Source organism: Shewanella sp. ISTPL2 (genome assembly GCF_013283205.1).
GTDB lineage: Bacteria > Pseudomonadota > Gammaproteobacteria > Enterobacterales > Shewanellaceae > Shewanella > Shewanella oncorhynchi.
Window position 1 is genome coordinate 1,815,181 of record NZ_JAAPAV010000001.1, and the last position, 15,765, is coordinate 1,830,945.

General features: G+C 45.8%; 11 protein-coding genes. 5 read left to right on the forward strand and 6 right to left on the reverse strand.

Translation table 11 applies throughout. From position 1 onward, the window contains the following. Positions 1–77: 77 nt before the first annotated feature. Both HUB64_RS08130 and zapE read right to left on the reverse strand, forming a co-directional pair. Positions 78–1,703 carry a methyl-accepting chemotaxis protein gene (locus tag HUB64_RS08130; protein ID WP_173496771.1) on the reverse strand — a complete coding sequence of 542 codons (1,626 nt, stop codon included), beginning with the start codon at positions 1,701–1,703 and terminating at the stop codon, positions 78–80. A gap of 583 nt (positions 1,704–2,286) precedes the next feature. After that, positions 2,287–3,573 carry a cell division protein ZapE gene (gene zapE / locus HUB64_RS08135; protein ID WP_173496772.1) on the reverse strand — a complete coding sequence of 429 codons (1,287 nt, stop codon included), beginning with the start codon at positions 3,571–3,573 and terminating at the stop codon, positions 2,287–2,289. A 281-nt stretch (positions 3,574–3,854) separates the two neighbouring features. On the opposite strand from zapE, the gene HUB64_RS08140 reads away from it, so the two are divergent. Next, positions 3,855–4,652 carry a polymer-forming cytoskeletal protein gene (locus HUB64_RS08140; RefSeq protein ID WP_173497898.1) on the forward strand — a complete coding sequence of 266 codons (798 nt, stop codon included), beginning with the start codon at positions 3,855–3,857 and terminating at the stop codon, positions 4,650–4,652. Positions 4,653–4,696: 44 nt separating this feature from the next. Here the strand turns inward: HUB64_RS08140 and HUB64_RS08145 are convergent, their stop codons facing one another. Then, complete coding sequence (locus tag HUB64_RS08145) at positions 4,697–6,262, reverse strand: pitrilysin family protein (RefSeq protein WP_254451403.1); 1,566 nt, start codon at positions 6,260–6,262, stop codon at positions 4,697–4,699. Next, positions 6,259–7,677, reverse strand: coding sequence for a pitrilysin family protein (locus HUB64_RS08150; RefSeq protein WP_173496773.1), 1,419 nt, complete (start codon positions 7,675–7,677; stop codon positions 6,259–6,261). The genes HUB64_RS08145 and HUB64_RS08150 overlap by 4 nt, the downstream gene beginning before the upstream one ends. Before the next feature lie 216 nt (positions 7,678–7,893). On the opposite strand from HUB64_RS08150, the gene HUB64_RS08155 reads away from it, so the two are divergent. Next, entirely contained in the window at positions 7,894–8,721 is an 828-nt protein-coding gene (locus HUB64_RS08155; RefSeq protein WP_105251567.1) for a M14 family metallocarboxypeptidase, read from the forward strand. Between the two features lie 92 nt (positions 8,722–8,813). On the opposite strand, the gene HUB64_RS08160 is transcribed toward HUB64_RS08155, so the two are convergent. After that, positions 8,814–9,728: a L,D-transpeptidase family protein gene (locus tag HUB64_RS08160; RefSeq protein ID WP_105251568.1), complete on the reverse strand. Its 915-nt coding sequence runs from the start codon at positions 9,726–9,728 to the stop codon at positions 8,814–8,816. Between the two features lie 881 nt (positions 9,729–10,609). Between HUB64_RS08160 and HUB64_RS08165 the strand changes: the two genes are divergently transcribed. Then, positions 10,610–12,340 (forward strand): potassium/proton antiporter, encoded by a 1,731-nt coding sequence (locus HUB64_RS08165; RefSeq protein ID WP_105251569.1) that lies wholly within the window; start codon positions 10,610–10,612, stop codon positions 12,338–12,340. Between the two features lie 91 nt (positions 12,341–12,431). On the opposite strand, the gene HUB64_RS08170 is transcribed toward HUB64_RS08165, so the two are convergent. Continuing rightward, positions 12,432–13,358, reverse strand: a complete 927-nt coding sequence (locus HUB64_RS08170; protein ID WP_105251570.1) for an LpxL/LpxP family Kdo(2)-lipid IV(A) lauroyl/palmitoleoyl acyltransferase — start codon at positions 13,356–13,358, stop codon at positions 12,432–12,434. A 103-nt stretch (positions 13,359–13,461) separates the two neighbouring features. Between HUB64_RS08170 and hldE the strand changes: the two genes are divergently transcribed. Together hldE and HUB64_RS08180 are read left to right on the forward strand one after the other, a co-directional pair. Further along, positions 13,462–14,892: a bifunctional D-glycero-beta-D-manno-heptose-7-phosphate kinase/D-glycero-beta-D-manno-heptose 1-phosphate adenylyltransferase HldE gene (hldE, locus tag HUB64_RS08175; protein ID WP_028761811.1), complete on the forward strand. Its 1,431-nt coding sequence runs from the start codon at positions 13,462–13,464 to the stop codon at positions 14,890–14,892. Further along, positions 14,889–15,716, forward strand: coding sequence for a hypothetical protein (locus HUB64_RS08180; protein WP_173496774.1), 828 nt, complete (start codon positions 14,889–14,891; stop codon positions 15,714–15,716). The genes hldE and HUB64_RS08180 overlap by 4 nt, the downstream gene beginning before the upstream one ends. Positions 15,717–15,765 lie beyond the last annotated feature (49 nt).

Here is a 15,765-nt window from a genome sequence, read left to right on the forward strand (position 1 = left end):
CATAGCGTTATGCATTGAGGGTAACGGTTTAACACATCTTGTGCCATTACCCTCTGATTCCATTATAAAGTGATACTCTAGACTTTAAATCGCGTCAGTAGATTGTTCAGTTCAACGGCGAGTCTTGAGAGCTCATGTGCTGAGGCACTGGTTTGCTGTGCCCCCGCAGCACTTTGGCTGGCAAGATCACTAATATTCACAATGTTTTTATCGACCTCGCGTGCGACTTTCGCTTGCTCTTCGGCGGCGCTTGCGATGACCATGTTGCTGTTATTCATAGTACTGATTTGGCGATTAATCGTGTTTAATGCATCCCCTGCCAATCTTGCGACTGAGAGTGCCTGTTCAGCCTTTTGGCCGCTGTGCTGCATCGATTGCACAGCCGTTTCGGTGCCGTGCTGGATTTTGTTAATCATGTCTTCAATTTCACGGGTCGAGGACTGAGTGCGATGGGCTAGGGCGCGAACTTCATCAGCAACAACCGCAAAACCACGGCCTGTATCGCCCGCTCGCGCCGCTTCAATGGCTGCGTTTAAGGCCAGTAAATTCGTTTGCTCAGCAATGGCGCGGATCACATCGAGAACTTTGCCTATATCCCTCGCTTGAATCGCTAAGGTTTGAACAACCTGTGAACTTTGCGTTACATCCTGATTCATGTCGATAATGGCTGCGACTGTCTGATCTACCTGTTTTTTACCTAATTCGGTACTGCGGGCGGTTTCTTCAGAGGCTTCTGAAGCGAGCACCGCCGTATTGGCAACTTCATCTACTGCCGAACTCATTTCGGTAATCGCAGTTGCCGCTTGCTGTATTTCATCATTTTGTTGCTGTATGCCGCGGGAAGCATCTTCAGTGACTGAATTGAGTTCTTCGGCGGCGGAGGCGAGTTGGCTAGAGGAGTTTGCTATATGGGATAAAGTGTCGCGCAGGTTTTGCTGCATTTCAGCTAATGATTGCATCAGTTGACTGGTTTCATCTTTACCCTCTGTGCTGATTTTCTGCGTTAAATCCCCCCTTGCGACTGCCACTGAAATGCCTACAGCTTCCTTCATTGGCTGCACGATACTGCGAGTTAAAAATATTGCCACTACAAATGCAGCGATTAAGGAGCCCACTATCATAATGCTGTTTAGCCATTTACTCTCGTCGTAGGCTTGTGCAGTTATTTGACCTTGTTCCTTTGCATATTCAGTATTCAAGCTGCCAATGCTAATGAGCGTCTTTGTCATTTTTTCGGCTTGCACTATCATGACATCATCCATGATCCGTTTAGCTTCGGCTGCATCATTCGCCTGTAGCTTGCTGATCATCTCATCTTGATGCTTTAAATATAGATCAAGGCTGCCACTAAATTCTTGATAGAGCTCCTGCTCACCTGGCAGGCTAATTAAAGGCTCATAGTTTTTTTGATCCGTTTTAATACTCTGGCGGATTTGCCTTAATGTATCGAGTCCTTTGTTAAGTTCAGCAGTCGAATTTGCTAATAACAGGCGAAATGTAAACACCCTAGCGCGCATCACATTGAGGTTGATGCTCGACAGACTGACTAGCGTAGGTAGGGTATTATCTTCAATTTCTTCTGCAGTGGATCGCATGGATGACATCGTCTGTAATGACATGATTCCTTGAAGTAGCAACACAAGAGCAAGTAATCCAAACGCAGCAATTAATCGTGAGCCAATCTTAAATTGTCGTAACCACATAAGTTAATCGTCCCTGTATTTAAAAGAGTTCCGTTTAAGGCTGTTCTTAATATTTTCTAGCGAATATTTCGAACTAAGTGTCATGGCGCTTAGTCAGAATTATGAGTCTTTAGTTGATTGCATAAACTATAGATTATATTTTTGAGCTTTTATGTTGCAGGTTGTAAATTTGATCGATTTAAACCTATAGGCTGTAAATTAGAACAATTGAAACTAAGTTACACCGTACCTTAAAACTCAAGGTTAGCAACAGCTAGAAGCAAATTGAACGTAATGAGTCATTTGGTTGTGTGGATTGAATCGATTATGGCTGATGGGTTTTCTATTTTATGTATTTGATTTTTTTAATTATTATAATGTTTTTTCTGTACTAGTTTATCTATGGTTGCAGATTTTCAATTTAGGTGCTTATTCATCTTTCTAGGCTTGTATCTGCAAATAGCGTATTTGACTTGTTATATTCTGAATACATGAATTATCTTGTCACTAATTGTTCCTCGAATTTTTATCGTGATGGTTAACTTCTCGCTTATCAATATTAGGCTTTTGGTCTAACTCAACAGAGCGATAAATCGCTAATGTTTTACGGCCATTCACTTCGACTCATTTCTATTAATCGACTGTAGGTGCGGCGGAATTCAAAACTGAGTGCGCCACCTTGATAAAGTTCACTCAGTGGCACGTCGTAGTTGAGATATAAGCTGACATTTTGATCATATAACTCATCAATTAAGCTGATAAAACGCCGTGCTGGGTCGTCGTTGGCCGCATAGGAGAGTTTGCGCTCGCCCGTGGCTGCGGCTTGGTTATCACCTGTACCGTCCTCTGTGCCGCGGGCACGGATCCAGCTTTTCACTTCCCCCCCTAATTTGGGAACGCCGCTTACCATTAAGATCTTAAATCGACTGGCTATTTCGATATAATCGAGTTGGGATCTCGGGCCGTCACATAGGGCATAAAAGTCGAACCAAGCGACTGAGTTGCCTGTTGGTGCTATAGCGGCGCGGATCACAGGGATTTCACGGTTGCAGATGGTGAGGCTAGCATTACTCATTCTACTATCACTAATGCCAGTAGCGCTCATATTGGGTGTATTTGGCGTTAACCTATTCACTAGCTTGTCAAAAATCTGCTCAAAATCGAGTGTTCCGGTAATGCCGATATTGCGGGAAATCGAGGCGTTAACTTCAGCGCTATCAATGCCAATCTCGTTGCTTAATGAAGCATTGATGGCGTGCATCCTATGGTCTTGGTTGCCATTGAGATGCAGCATTTGAGTGTGTGTTTGCAGCAGTTGGATGCAAGGTAAAAATCTGTGTCTAGCTAGGCCGTTCTCATATAAGCGCTCAATCGGAATATTTGAGGTGGCGACCAGCACCACACCTTGTTTGAATAGGCATTCAAAGAGCCCTGCGAGTATCATGGCATCGCCAATGTCCGAGACAAAAAACTCATCGAAACACAGCACCTTGCACTCTTTTGCGAGATTTTTAGCTATGAGAGTTAACGGATCTCGTTTGCCCGAATGTTCGCGTAATGCTTGGTGTATCCGCGCCATAAATCGGTGAAAATGCAGTCTTAACTTGCCTTCACTCGGCAAACAATCGAAAAACAAATCCATCAGAAACGTTTTGCCCCGACCCACATCGCCCCACAGATACAGACCTTTGATTGTTTGTTTGTTGATAAGGGGAAAGTGTGCTGAATGTGGCTGTGGCATCAACTGCTTAAATAGCACATCGAGCGCCAACACCGCCTGTTGCTGCGCTGGATCGTCAATGAGATCTATGCACACCTTGGCGCGATACGCTTCAAGTGGTGTCACGATTTGGGTTATCGATTGCGAGCTAGCGGAGTTTGAATGTGCCATGTCGGGGTCTCGTTGGCGGTTTGTTTTCGGTGTTTGCTGCTAGTGTGTTCTTTAGCTTTGTTTTAGTGCGATATCAACACTCACCTTTTTGAGGCATCCTGTTACTCATATTCAGGTACTCGGGAGCCATATGGCAAGATGCGCAGGGTAACATAGTCGCTGGCGTGACTTAAGTCCCGCTCTGGGGCTTAGGTTAAATACTAAGCGAAACCAGTGCTTTATTCTCGAGGACTTTTACCATAACATCTTTGTCACAAAAATAATGATATGGAATGAATCCTATGGCGAGTAAGGGCAATGGCATTACGGTTATCAGTGCACAAACCTTGATTGAGGGCGACATTCAGTTCGAGAGCGCGGCATTCATTGCGGGTAAATTGCAGGGCAAGATTAGATCAGCAGGACAAATTAAGATCGAACTTGGCGGCGAGATCTCTGGTGAAGTCAATTGTCATGAGCTGCGGGTTTGTGGCGTATTTCGCGGAAGAGTCTGTTGTAATAAGTTGATTATTACCAGTTCTGGTGTGGTTGACGGTGAAGTCGCCAGTCATCAGATGGAGATTTACGAAGGTGGGCAGTTTATTGGTCAGCGCATTAAAGGTCCTGAACTCGATGCCTTGCCGGACATGCTACAAGCACTCGCGCCAATAGCTCAACGCTCGGATGCGCATTTATATGCCAGTGAAAGCACTTTACTAAGAGGTGATCATCTGGCGATTCGCCCTTGGCTGTATGTTGCAGTGGCAACTGTCGTCATAGCGTTAGGTTTTAGTTTTGGACCCGAGCAATTGCGTGAGTGGTTACCGAATCTTAGTGACAGCACGTTGAAAACTGAGGTGTCTCCGGCAATCGAGGGGCTTAAGGCCGTAAATGGTATGGCTCCTGATCAACCTGCTACGCCAAATAGCGCGAATGCCGACAATATGGCGGTGTTACCGGCAGAAGATCCTGATCCGCAGGCCATACAGCAGGATTCGGCGATGGAAGATTTGCAACAAATGGAACAAGGCCATGAACAGATGACGCAGGTTGATAATGGCGCACCGCCTGCCAGCGACAGTGCGACCAATAAGCTCTAATCTGTCGATCGCGCATTTGAATCTTTTAGAAGGATTATTTGGCTTTAGTTGTCAGTTAGGCCAACCTTAACCCTTTCAAACTGCCACTCTGGTAGCTTAGTTTTTAAGTCAGGAAGAATTCGAGCAACATCGCCCCGCAAGATAATCAATGGCTCACCGCTAAACGCCCCGTTGGCTAACTGCTGCAGCCTTTCGGGCGTTAGAGCTTGCAACTCTGCATTCAGCTTTTGCACATCAATTCGAGTTAATCCTGTCGCGACTTGGTGGATATATTGATTTTCACGTTGAATGCTGTTGTCTTGGCTGAGCAAATCTTCACCGATCAAATAGGTTTTAAGTGCATCGATTTCACCTTGGCTAGCATCTTGCGTCTTAACGAGTGCGAGGTGATCGAGTATGCCCACCACAAACGCGTCTGTGTGTTCTATGGCTGTACTGCCGTAAAATTTGATACTGCTGGACAGCGGTGCATTGGCGCACTGGCCATAAATGCCATAGGTGAGGCCGCGTTTTTCCCGTAAATCATAGTAGAGTCTGCCCGAAAAACTGCGGCCCATGAGTGCGGATAAACTGCGACAGCTTAAGGCGACTTCCTGTGGGTTCAGTTGCTGCTGAGTTGATGTATCACTTAGGACATGATCTATGGCATAGCCTAGGCGGACTTGGGTTTGTACGCTGCCCGGCGCATCAATAAGGTAAATTCTCTTGATTTGCTGAGGCTTTACTGTCTCTGCTTTATCCGCTTTCCACACTGAATTAGGCAATAATGGCCACAGTTTAAGGCTAGCTTGAAGGTCAAATTTAGCGTTATTTGCCAAAGAGTTGGGTAGAAAAAGATGCCACTGTGCTTGTGTTACCGCCTGCTGTTGGATTTGTTGCAGTTGCCTTAGGCTGAGCGAATCGAACAATGCATTATTATTGATCACTCTATTGTAGGGATGTTCTGGGCCGAGCAGTTTATCGCGCCACACTTTATCTATCTCGGCGCCACTAAAGGCGTTTAAGTGTTTATTGAGCTTGAGTTGACGGCGAATATTGTCGACATCGACGGGGGTGGTTGTCGAATCAACAAAGGCATCTGGCTGCCAAAATTGCAGTAGTAAGCCGTAGATATGGTTAACATCGTCGGGGCAAGTGAGGCTTAAATTAATGCTGTGCAAGCTGACACGCATATTGAAAGTCTCAAGACAGGGATCTGCGCGGCTAATGGCAAGTGCGCGGGCCTTTTCTTGAAAGGCAATCAGTAAAATATCAGGATTATTGAAGGGAACTTGCGGGCTCACTGCCGCTAAACTGACCCTGTTGCTCACACTGTTATTCATTTGAAGTGAGGCAAGGCGATGTAACTGATAGGGTAAATCCAATTCGGTATGGGCTTCATCGGTAAAAATTTCATCCGTTACGGGGATAATGACGCCGCTTTTGAGTAAATGATTGTTCAAAGAGCTAGGCAAAGAATGGGCTAAAGAGTTTGGCGTTTCAAAATGGGCTAAACTCGGCGGTTCGCTCGGCGTGAAGACGATTTGCGTCTGCTGGCAGGCGTTTAGTGATAAAGCCACAGCGCAGAACATTAAGCCTTGTAGCTGCTTTGACATTGTCTGAGTCGTCATAATACCGCATCCTCTAAACTGTCACTCATATCGTTAGGCAGCCATTCCAGTAGCGTTTTACCCCAGCGAATATACCAAGGTGGCAGTAGGTCAACTCGGACATAATCTTGGTTGAAATACCGTTTTGCGACGCTTTGGATATCGTCGGCCGTGACTGCGTTGATCCGTTGCCACTGTGCGGTAAAGGGATGGTCTTTATCTTGAGCCGACGTTGCGGAAAGCTTGATGGCTAAGGTCTGCGTGTCATCCAGTTGTTGTAATTGATTGTTTAACCACACTTGTTTAAGTGTGCAAAGACTTGCTTCATCCAGAGCATCTTGCTGCGTTTGTGCCACAAGTCCCAATACTTTTTGCACTAAGGCATCGAGTGAGGTCCGTGCCCGTGGAACCAAGACGATATTCGCTATGCCGTGATTTTCTAACTCAAAGGGCAGGGAGTAGCTGAGCATTTGTTCGGGATTATGCAGACTGAGTTTAGCGAGTGCACTGGCGGTGTTTTGAAATAAATAGCCTTCTAGCAGCCGAATTGCCGCAGCATCGGGGTGATCTTTACCTACGGTATGCCAAGCGAGCAGTAATCCGGGCCAAGGTCCGCGCTCATCCACTAACTCAGCATGTACTTGTTTAGGTTGGATTGTTAACTCAGAAAATTCAGGTTCAGCAATCGTTGGCCTAGACCAAGCCGCAAAATTTTGCTCTATCCATTGTCGGGTTTGTGGGCTTAGTTTGCCGACAAGGGAAAGCTGCATTGCATCGGGACGATAATAAGCACGGTGAAAGGCCGTTAGGTTTTCTGGCGTGGCTTGCAAGATATCTTCGCGGCTGCCAATAATACCGTGACCGTAGGGGCTACCTTTTACTTGCTCAAGTAAAAACGTCATCGCGCTGCGGATATAGGGCTGATTATCTATGGTTTGTGCCATTTCCTGCAGTACGGTTTCCTGCTGATTTTTAACCGTAGTGGCGTTAAGGCTAGGGCGGATAAAGCGATCGGCTTCGAGATATAAGCCCAGTTCTAATGCTTGGTTTGGCAGCGTCACATAGTAGTTGGTGTAGTCAAAATGCGTGCTGGCATTAAAACGTGCACCTAAAGCACTGAACTGCTGAGCATAGGTATCGCTGGGGGCATTTTCACTCCCTTTAAACAAGATGTGCTCAAACAGATGGGCGTAACCGCTCTGACCTTGGGCTTCGTTGCGGGCGCCTAAATTAAATTGGCTGGCGACTGTGACTGTTTGTTTATCTGCCATGGGCAGTAATCGCACTGTTAGGCCATTTTGTAGCGTATAGGTCTCTATATTCGCTTCGAGCGCATATAAGGCTTGCGCATCTTGCTCGGTGCGGCTTTGGGCCTGTAGCGTATGACTGAAAACACTGGCCGAAATGGCGATAAAAAAGGTGATTTGAGTGTTCATAAGTGCGTCCTGCCGAGCTTATTTTTTAATTCGTTAAATGTCTTACTCAAGCTGGATACCATTAACGACAGGCAATTGATACATTCGCAGGTATCGATACAGATTGCACCACTGTCGACGACTGCTCGGATTTCATTGAAATCAGTTGAATAGCATTCAGTTTTTGAAAAGAACTGCTATGATGGCACAGTTCTTTTTCTGGCATAAGTACAAGATATGGTAAGCAGATCTCCGTTCGAATCCTTTCAGTGGAAAAGCGATATTTTTAACTGTGAAAGCACTGATATTGATAATTTCTATCTGCTGCTTGAGCAGGAAATGACCCGTTTGGGCATGGTTGAGAAAACATTGGGTGAAGTGGGTAAATACGATGTTAGCTTGTATCAGTCACCGGCCGCTAAGTCAGGCTTACCTTCTTTATTGATCAGCACAGGATTTCATGGCGAAGAATCTGCAGGCCCATGGGGTTTGTTGCATTTTTTGAGTGAAGCTTCAGCAGACCTATTTGAACGGGTGAACTTGAGTTTATTGCCTCTCGTCAATCCTACTGGATTCAGTCGTGGTCATAGATTTAATAAATACGGCGAAAACCCAAATCGTGGTTTTGTATTTGAGAACGGTAAACCTAAAGCGAATGAACATACATCGGTTGAAGGTAAGCTATTGTTAGAGCACGCACAGTTACTGCTTGCTGCGAGCCGAGACGGTATTTTAACTTGCCATGAAGATGTCTTGAGTCGTGAAGCCTATGTGTATTCTTTTGAGCCAAGCCAAGTGCCTGGACGTTTTAGTCTCGATCTGCGCGATACTTTAGGTGGTTATTTCCCGATTGCGGTAGACGGTGAGATTGATGGGTGTCCTGTTAAGGATGGTTTGATCTTCAATCATTTTGATACGTCTTTTGAAGCGTGTTTAGTACGAAGTGGTGCTCGTGTCGGTGCTTGTACTGAAACGCCTGCGTTGCAAAACTTCGATCAACGCGTATTAGCAAACAGTGCTGCTATGACTCACTTCTTGGCCCTGTGTGCACCTTTATGTGATTGATATGTTAGTCTATTACGTTAGTGAATAGCCTGACATGACAAAAAAATACCCGCAGATTGCGGGTATTTTTTTAGGTGGTATTCGCCAGTGAATTATTGATTAATTCGCATTGGCACACCAGTACGTTCATCGAGTAGCTTCTTGATCACAGAAGAATCAGTGTCAGCTTTAGCGATAAACTTAGCGATCTCTTTTGGCAGTGATATCGCAACGGGCTCATTTGATTCAAACTCCGCCACAGTGCGAGATAATGGTTGATGCACGGCTAAGTAGCGTTTACCGTCTGGCTCTTCGGTTGCTTTAATCGGCTGGTTCACAAATTGTACCCGAGTTCCCACTGGTACAGTCTTGAATAGATGTTCGATATCTTCATGGCGTAAACGCACACAACCTTGACTGACACGCAAACCGATACCGAAACTTGCGTTAGTACCGTGAATCGCATACAAGTTGCCGATATACAGCGCATACAGTCCCATAGGGTTATCTGGACCCGCTGGCCATACCGCTGGCAGGATTTCACCTTTAGCAGCATATTCTTTACGAATGCGCGGTGTGGGTGTCCAAGTTGGATTCGCACGCTTACGTTGTACAGTGGTCACCCAGTTTTCTGGTGTGTCTTTACCGATTTGGCCAATACCAATAGGCAATACTTCAACAGTCTTTTTGCCTTTGGGATAGTAATATAAACGCATTTCAGCCACGTTGATCACTATGCCTTCACGGGGAGCGTTTGGCAGGATCAATTGCAATGGAATGATCAGTTGGCTACCTGGTTTTGGCAGAAATGGATCCACACCTGGGTTAGCTTCGAGTAAGTTACTGAGACCAAGCTGGTATTTGGCTGCGATATCTTCGAGAGTGTGTTTACCCTCTGGAACCGTATAATACTGGTTCTCGCCAATTAGCCTGCTTTGGGCGGCTGGTAAAGGATATTCCGTTGCTAAAGCGGACAGACTAGGGAAAACCAAAGTCAATAATAAAGCTGTGGTGCGAAGCATACTCATAAGCGGATACTACGATTCCTGTTAATAAAAAAGCGTGTTTAACGCAGCTTTCTCTCTTAAAACGAGAGCGGCAATTTGACGAGCAAAATGCACTGGCGCGCGAAGCTCGCATCCTTCCTTATTTTGGACATTATTTCAACTGAAATATGATCAGTACGGCGTATTTGTCGCTTAATTTTTTGTTTTAACGGTTTTCCTTAGCGGCGTCAATTGTCAGTATTTAGTCTTGTCGTTAAAACCTGCTGTACTCAATTATCTTGTGTATACCTTCCTGCTTGATGAAAAATATTTGCAGTGTTAACCAATCTAAAACGTGTCTGTTTGAATGGCGAGCATGTATGGCGTTACTGGAATTGATTTGTTTTGGGAAAACAGAGTGTGGTCCTTTTCTGACAAGGCTATTGCTCATCGGATAAAGTGAATTTAAATCATTTCATTGGCAAATAAATGGAGTTAAAACAATTAGCTTAAGGATAATGTTCAAATATTCACCCTTTACACGACATTATTTTATCTGACACTAAATTGGCTATGATACCGTTAGTTTATACAGGTTTGTGAGCTGAGTTTTGCTTGAATGATTTGAGTTTACGTTCAGTTTGTTATTTTTAACTATTTGATATTTATTTATTTTAATGCTTATTAAGTCGTGTGGTGATGTTCTGCTATCCTTTAGGTTTTACGTTAGCCTTTATCTAAAGGTTAATAGAAAGTTGGTTTTATGACATTTTTTATGTAGATGATTGAAATTTAATATTTAACGCTCCAATAATTCGATATTTTTGTGCTAATATAAAATCATAAAATTGTGAGTTGAGTCATTTTTAACCTCGGTGATTTGTCTATCGTTTAACTAAACAACCTGTATTAAGGAGGCGTTTGTGGATGCAGATTCCATCAATAGTTTTTTTCTGATTGGCGCCTTGCTTACAGCAGTGAGTGTTTTACTTAGTCCTATGTCTTCCCGTTTGGGCATCCCTATTTTATTGATTTTCCTCGCTGTGGGTATTTTGGCTGGCGAAGATGGCCTTGGTGGAATCCAGTTTGATGATTATTCAACTTCCTATTTAGTCAGTAACTTAGCCTTAGCGATTATTTTACTCGATGGAGGTATGCGCACCCGCGTTGCCAGTTTTAGGGTGGCGCTATGGCCTGCATTATCGTTGGCGACCTTTGGCGTTGCCATTACGACCAGTATCACCGGCATGATGGCCGCATGGTTGTTCGACTTGCATTGGTTGCAAGGTTTGCTGGTGGGCGCGATTGTGGGCTCGACCGATGCCGCCGCGGTATTTTCCCTGCTTAAAGGGCGTAGCCTTAACGAGCGGGTTGGTGCGACCTTAGAAATTGAGTCCGGCAGTAACGATCCCATGGCGGTATTCTTAACCGTAACCTTGATTGCCATTCTTGCCAATGTCGACAGTGAGTTGTCCTTCAGCTTTATGCTTATTAGCTTTATTAAGCAATTTGGTCTGGGGATCTGTTTAGGTTTAGGCGGCGGCTGGATGCTGTGGAAGCTCGTCAATTTAAGCAAGTTAGCTGATGGTCTGTACTCTATTTTAGTTTTAAGCGGTGGTCTGATTATTTATGCTGCGTCCAACAAACTGGGTGGTAGCGGTATTTTGTCGATTTACTTAGTGGGTCTGTTCCTCGGCAATAAGCCAACCCGTGGCCGTCATGCGATTTTGAACGTACTGGATGGTATGACTTGGGTCAGTCAAATCGGCATGTTCCTCGTATTAGGGTTATTGCTTACCCCTTCAGATTTAGTCGATATCATGATCCCAGGTTTTGCTCTGGCATTCGGAATGATTTTATTTGCTCGCCCTGTCGCCGTATGGATCAGTCTATTGCCGTTTAAGAGCTTTAGCAGTCGCGACCGCTGGTTTATTTCTTGGGTGGGGTTACGCGGCGCTGTGCCTATCATCTTAGCAGTATTCCCTATGATGGCGGGCTTACCGGGTGCTCAGTTGTACTTCAACTTAGCCTTCTTCGTTGTATTAGTGTCGTTGCTGGTTCAAGGTGCATCTTTGACCACAGCAGCGCGTTTAGCTAAGGTGGAACTGCCCCCAAAGCCATTACCCGTTTCGCGCTCGGGAGTTGAAATTTACCCGAGCAGCGAATGGGAAGTGTTTGTCTATCGTTTGAGTGAAAGTAAGTGGTGTATTGGTGAGCCGCTAAAGCGCTTGGCTATGCCAGATGGGACACGGATTGCGGCGGTATTTAGGGATGACACTTTGCTGCATCCATCGGGTAGCACTCGTCTCGAGGCGGGCGATATACTCTGTGTGCTGGGTCAGGAGAAAAGTTTAGAAGCCTTGAGTAACCTCTTTAGCCAAGCGCCAGAAAATAAAGAAGTACAACGATTCTTCGGTGATTTCTTTATTGAAACAGACGTTAAGCTTGCGGATCTCGCGCCTATTTATGGTTTGAGTTTAGATAATCTCGCTGATGATATGACAGTCGCAGACCTTGTGGTATCTCAGCTTGGTGCTAATCCTGTACTTGGGGATCAGTTCCACTGGCAGTCGTTGCATTGGGTGGTGGCGGGGCTGTATGAAGGTAAAGTCACTAACGTAGGTATTCGTTTACCGACTGAGAATGCGCTCTAATCCTATGTGCTAGATGGTCCTTACTATCGAAAGTCACCATAAAAAATGCCAGCTTATTTGCTGGCATTTTTGTATTCAAAGCTAATTGAGCTTATTGATATAAAGATTTGTCCGTTGGGTCGGGACGGGTCTTAAAGCGGCGATGTAACCACATATATTGGGCGCGGTTTTTATCTATGATGGATTCAATAATCTTGTTACCGCGAATCGCGTCGGCTAATTCATCTTCGCCGGGGAAATTATCCAGCGGTGGCATCACTTCAATTCGATAGCCTTTATCATCTGTAGTACGTTCCACAAAAAAAGGCAGGACTTTGGCTTTGCCGAGTTTAGCTAACGTGGTGGCACCAGTGATCGTTGCCGCATCTGGCATGGCATAAAATGGGATAAATACCGCACTGGAACGGCCAAAGTCTTGATCGGCCGTGTACCAAATCACATCGGGATTGCGTAGGCAGCGTATCATTTGGCGCAAGTCGCGTTTAGAAACGAGACCTTTATTGGAGCGTAAACGGCCTTTGACCTGCAGGTATTCCATCACTGGATTATTGTGTGGGCGATAAACCCCCACGCCGGGTTGGAATTGGCCGAAGATACGTGCGCCCATTTCCAGCGGTAAACAATGCACGGCAAAGAGGATAACTCCGTGGCCAGCATTTAACGTGTTTTGTACGTGTTCTTCGCCTTTGATACTCATGTGCTGCTGCACTTTTTCATCGGGCCACCACCATGCATTGATGGTATCGAAAATGGCTTTGCCCGTTTCTTCAAAGTTACGCGTGAGTAAATCTTCTCGCTGTGCTTCCGTCATTTCAGGGAAACAGAGGGTCAAGTTACGGCGCGCTGTGTGGGTGCGGCCAGCTGCGAATTTCATTACTAAGCGACCGAATCCCTTCCCCAGCGTCATCTGCCAAGGAAGCGGTAGAAGCTGAGTTAAACGCATCAAAAATACGCCAAACCACATGGGCCAATGCTTAGGATGATATAAAGAAGATGAAAACTCGGCTTTCTCGACCACAAAAATACTCACTACTTTTGAAAATTACTGCTCATTCTAACTCAATTTTTGCTGAAAATTAGGTACAATCACGGTTTAATTTCTGCATAAAGATAAGAGCACTATGAAGGTTTCTCTGCCAGCATTTGAAAAAGCCAGAGTGTTAGTCGTCGGCGATGTGATGTTAGACCGCTATTGGGTTGGCCCTACGGGACGTATCTCCCCTGAAGCCCCCGTACCTGTGGTGAAGATTAATCAAGTCGAAGACAGACCCGGCGGCGCGGCCAACGTGGCGCTCAATATCGCGACCTTAGGGGGGCAAGTCCAACTTGCCGGGCTCGTCGGTCAAGACGATACTGCCCATGCCCTAACGCTCGGTGTGCAAACTTTAGGGGTTGAACCCCAATGGTTAAGTATTGCTGATAAACCAACCATCACTAAGCTGCGGGTGTTATCACGTAATCAGCAGCTTATCCGCCTCGATTTCGAAGAAGCCTTCGACAAGGCCGATAGCGTGCGTTTATTGAAACAATCCGAGGCCTTACTCGATTCTGTCGATGTCGTGGTGTTATCTGACTATGCTAAGGGCGCTATCGATCAGCCGCGAGATTTTATTGCTTTAGCGCGTTCGAAAGGTGTGATGGTATTAGTCGATCCTAAGGGCAGTGACTTTGGTCGTTATCATGGCGCGTCACTCATTACCCCAAATATGAGTGAGTTTGAAGCCGTTGTTGGCACTGTGACCTCTGAAGCCGATCTGCTAGAAAAAGCCCGTGGCTTACTCAAGCAACATCATTTTGATGCCATTTTAGTGACCCGCTCTGAAAAGGGCATGACCTTAGTGACCGCTAATGCGCCTGAGTTGCACATTCCTACCGTTGCCCGTGAAGTCTATGATGTGACGGGTGCTGGCGATACTGTGATTTCAGCCTTAGCAACCTCATTAGCCGCGGGCGCCGATTTACCGCAGGCTTGCGCAATTGCGAACACCGCCGCTGGCGTTGTGGTAGGTAAACTTGGCACTTCTACCGTGAGCCGCATTGAGCTTATTGAAGCCCTAGCTTTGCACCATGGAGAATCGGGTTTTGGGGTGGTGAGTGAAGATCAACTGGCCTACGCCTTAGAGCAAGCCAAACTACGCGGTGAACGTGTGGTGATGACTAATGGTTGCTTTGATATTTTACATGCGGGCCACGTGAGCTATCTTAAACAGGCGAAAGCTTTGGGCGATCGTTTGATCGTCGCGGTAAACGATGATGCCTCGGTTAAACGCCTCAAGGGTGAAGGCCGTCCAGTTAATCAGGTTGATCGTCGTATGGCTGTGCTCGCTGGCTTAGCTTCTGTCGATTGGGTTGTGCCTTTTAGTGAAGATACGCCGCAGCGCATCATTACTCGATTGCTGCCAAATCTGCTGGTCAAAGGTGGTGATTACAAGCTTGAGGATATTGCTGGTGGCGCTGAAGTGATTGCCGCCGGTGGCCAAGTTCAAGTGCTGGGCTTTGAGGATGGCATTTCAACGACAGCGATTATACAAAATATCATGGCGAATCAGTGAGCTTAGTCGCTCTGGCATTCGCATCTAGCCTGACTTGGACGCCCATTGCCGATAAGCAGGCTTTGATTTGCCCTTTACCAGAGCTTGGCACTTGCTTGGCATTATTGCCAGAGCAAGTGTTGGTGCAGCTTCCTGCAACACTCGAACAATTTAGGCTTGATTTAGGCTGCAGAAGTGCCATGGTCATGCCCGTCGATGACAATAAGATTGCGGGCCTAGTCTTAGTGAATGAGCAGCTGACACCACAAGTACAGTTAGCCAGTGTCGATATGGTGACCTATCAATTACCTTTGCTTGAACAGCCGCAATTAACCCTATGGCATGAGCTCGGTCATTTGGAGAACCTTGCTCTGCAAGGCTCTGTGTTACCGACTCACTTGAGTGCATATCAACATGAATGGCTAGCTGACATTTATTTGGTTTGGCGTATCGCACGGGAGAAAAATGATTTTGCCTTGGCGTGGCAGCAATACCACAGACGCAACCTTGATGCATTAACAAGCCCGCAATATTTGTCGCATTGGAGTTCGCCAATGTTGATACAAGTGTTACATCGATACGATGTTGCTCAAGTGGCTAAATTTGCCGAGTATCGGGACTTTTTAACGAATTTTTACCCTAAAGCCGAGCAATTAGAGCCGAGATTATTAGGTGAGTATTCGAGCTTAATGCAACGCACTTTTGGCGCGAGTGTATTGCAACCCCTTCCTGAATATCTATTTTGGCGAAAAGCGGATCTTGGACACTATCTCCAACCGACGTTCGTTTTACTCATGGGTGAAGAAAAAGCACATAACTGGTTGGTACAAAATTCAATGTTATGAATGTGTTAATTAAATCAGTGGTGAAGCCTGTTTTAAACTGAACCCTAGC

Excerpts from the sequence above, each read along its gene's own strand:
- HUB64_RS08150 (WP_173496773.1), bottom strand. The coding sequence starts at position 7,677 with ATGAACACTCAAATCACCTTTTTTATCGCCATTTCGGCCAGTGTTTTC.
- HUB64_RS08140 (WP_173497898.1), top strand. The coding sequence starts at position 3,855 with ATGGCGAGTAAGGGCAATGGCATTACGGTTATCAGTGCACAAACCTTG.
- zapE (WP_173496772.1), bottom strand. The coding sequence starts at position 3,573 with ATGGCACATTCAAACTCCGCTAGCTCGCAATCGATAACCCAAATCGTG.
- HUB64_RS08155 (WP_105251567.1), top strand. The coding sequence starts at position 7,894 with ATGGTAAGCAGATCTCCGTTCGAATCCTTTCAGTGGAAAAGCGATATT.
- HUB64_RS08160 (WP_105251568.1), bottom strand. The coding sequence starts at position 9,728 with ATGAGTATGCTTCGCACCACAGCTTTATTATTGACTTTGGTTTTCCCT.
- hldE (WP_028761811.1), top strand. The coding sequence starts at position 13,462 with ATGAAGGTTTCTCTGCCAGCATTTGAAAAAGCCAGAGTGTTAGTCGTC.
- HUB64_RS08145 (WP_254451403.1), bottom strand. The coding sequence starts at position 6,262 with ATGACGACTCAGACAATGTCAAAGCAGCTACAAGGCTTAATGTTCTGC.
- HUB64_RS08130 (WP_173496771.1), bottom strand. The coding sequence starts at position 1,703 with ATGTGGTTACGACAATTTAAGATTGGCTCACGATTAATTGCTGCGTTT.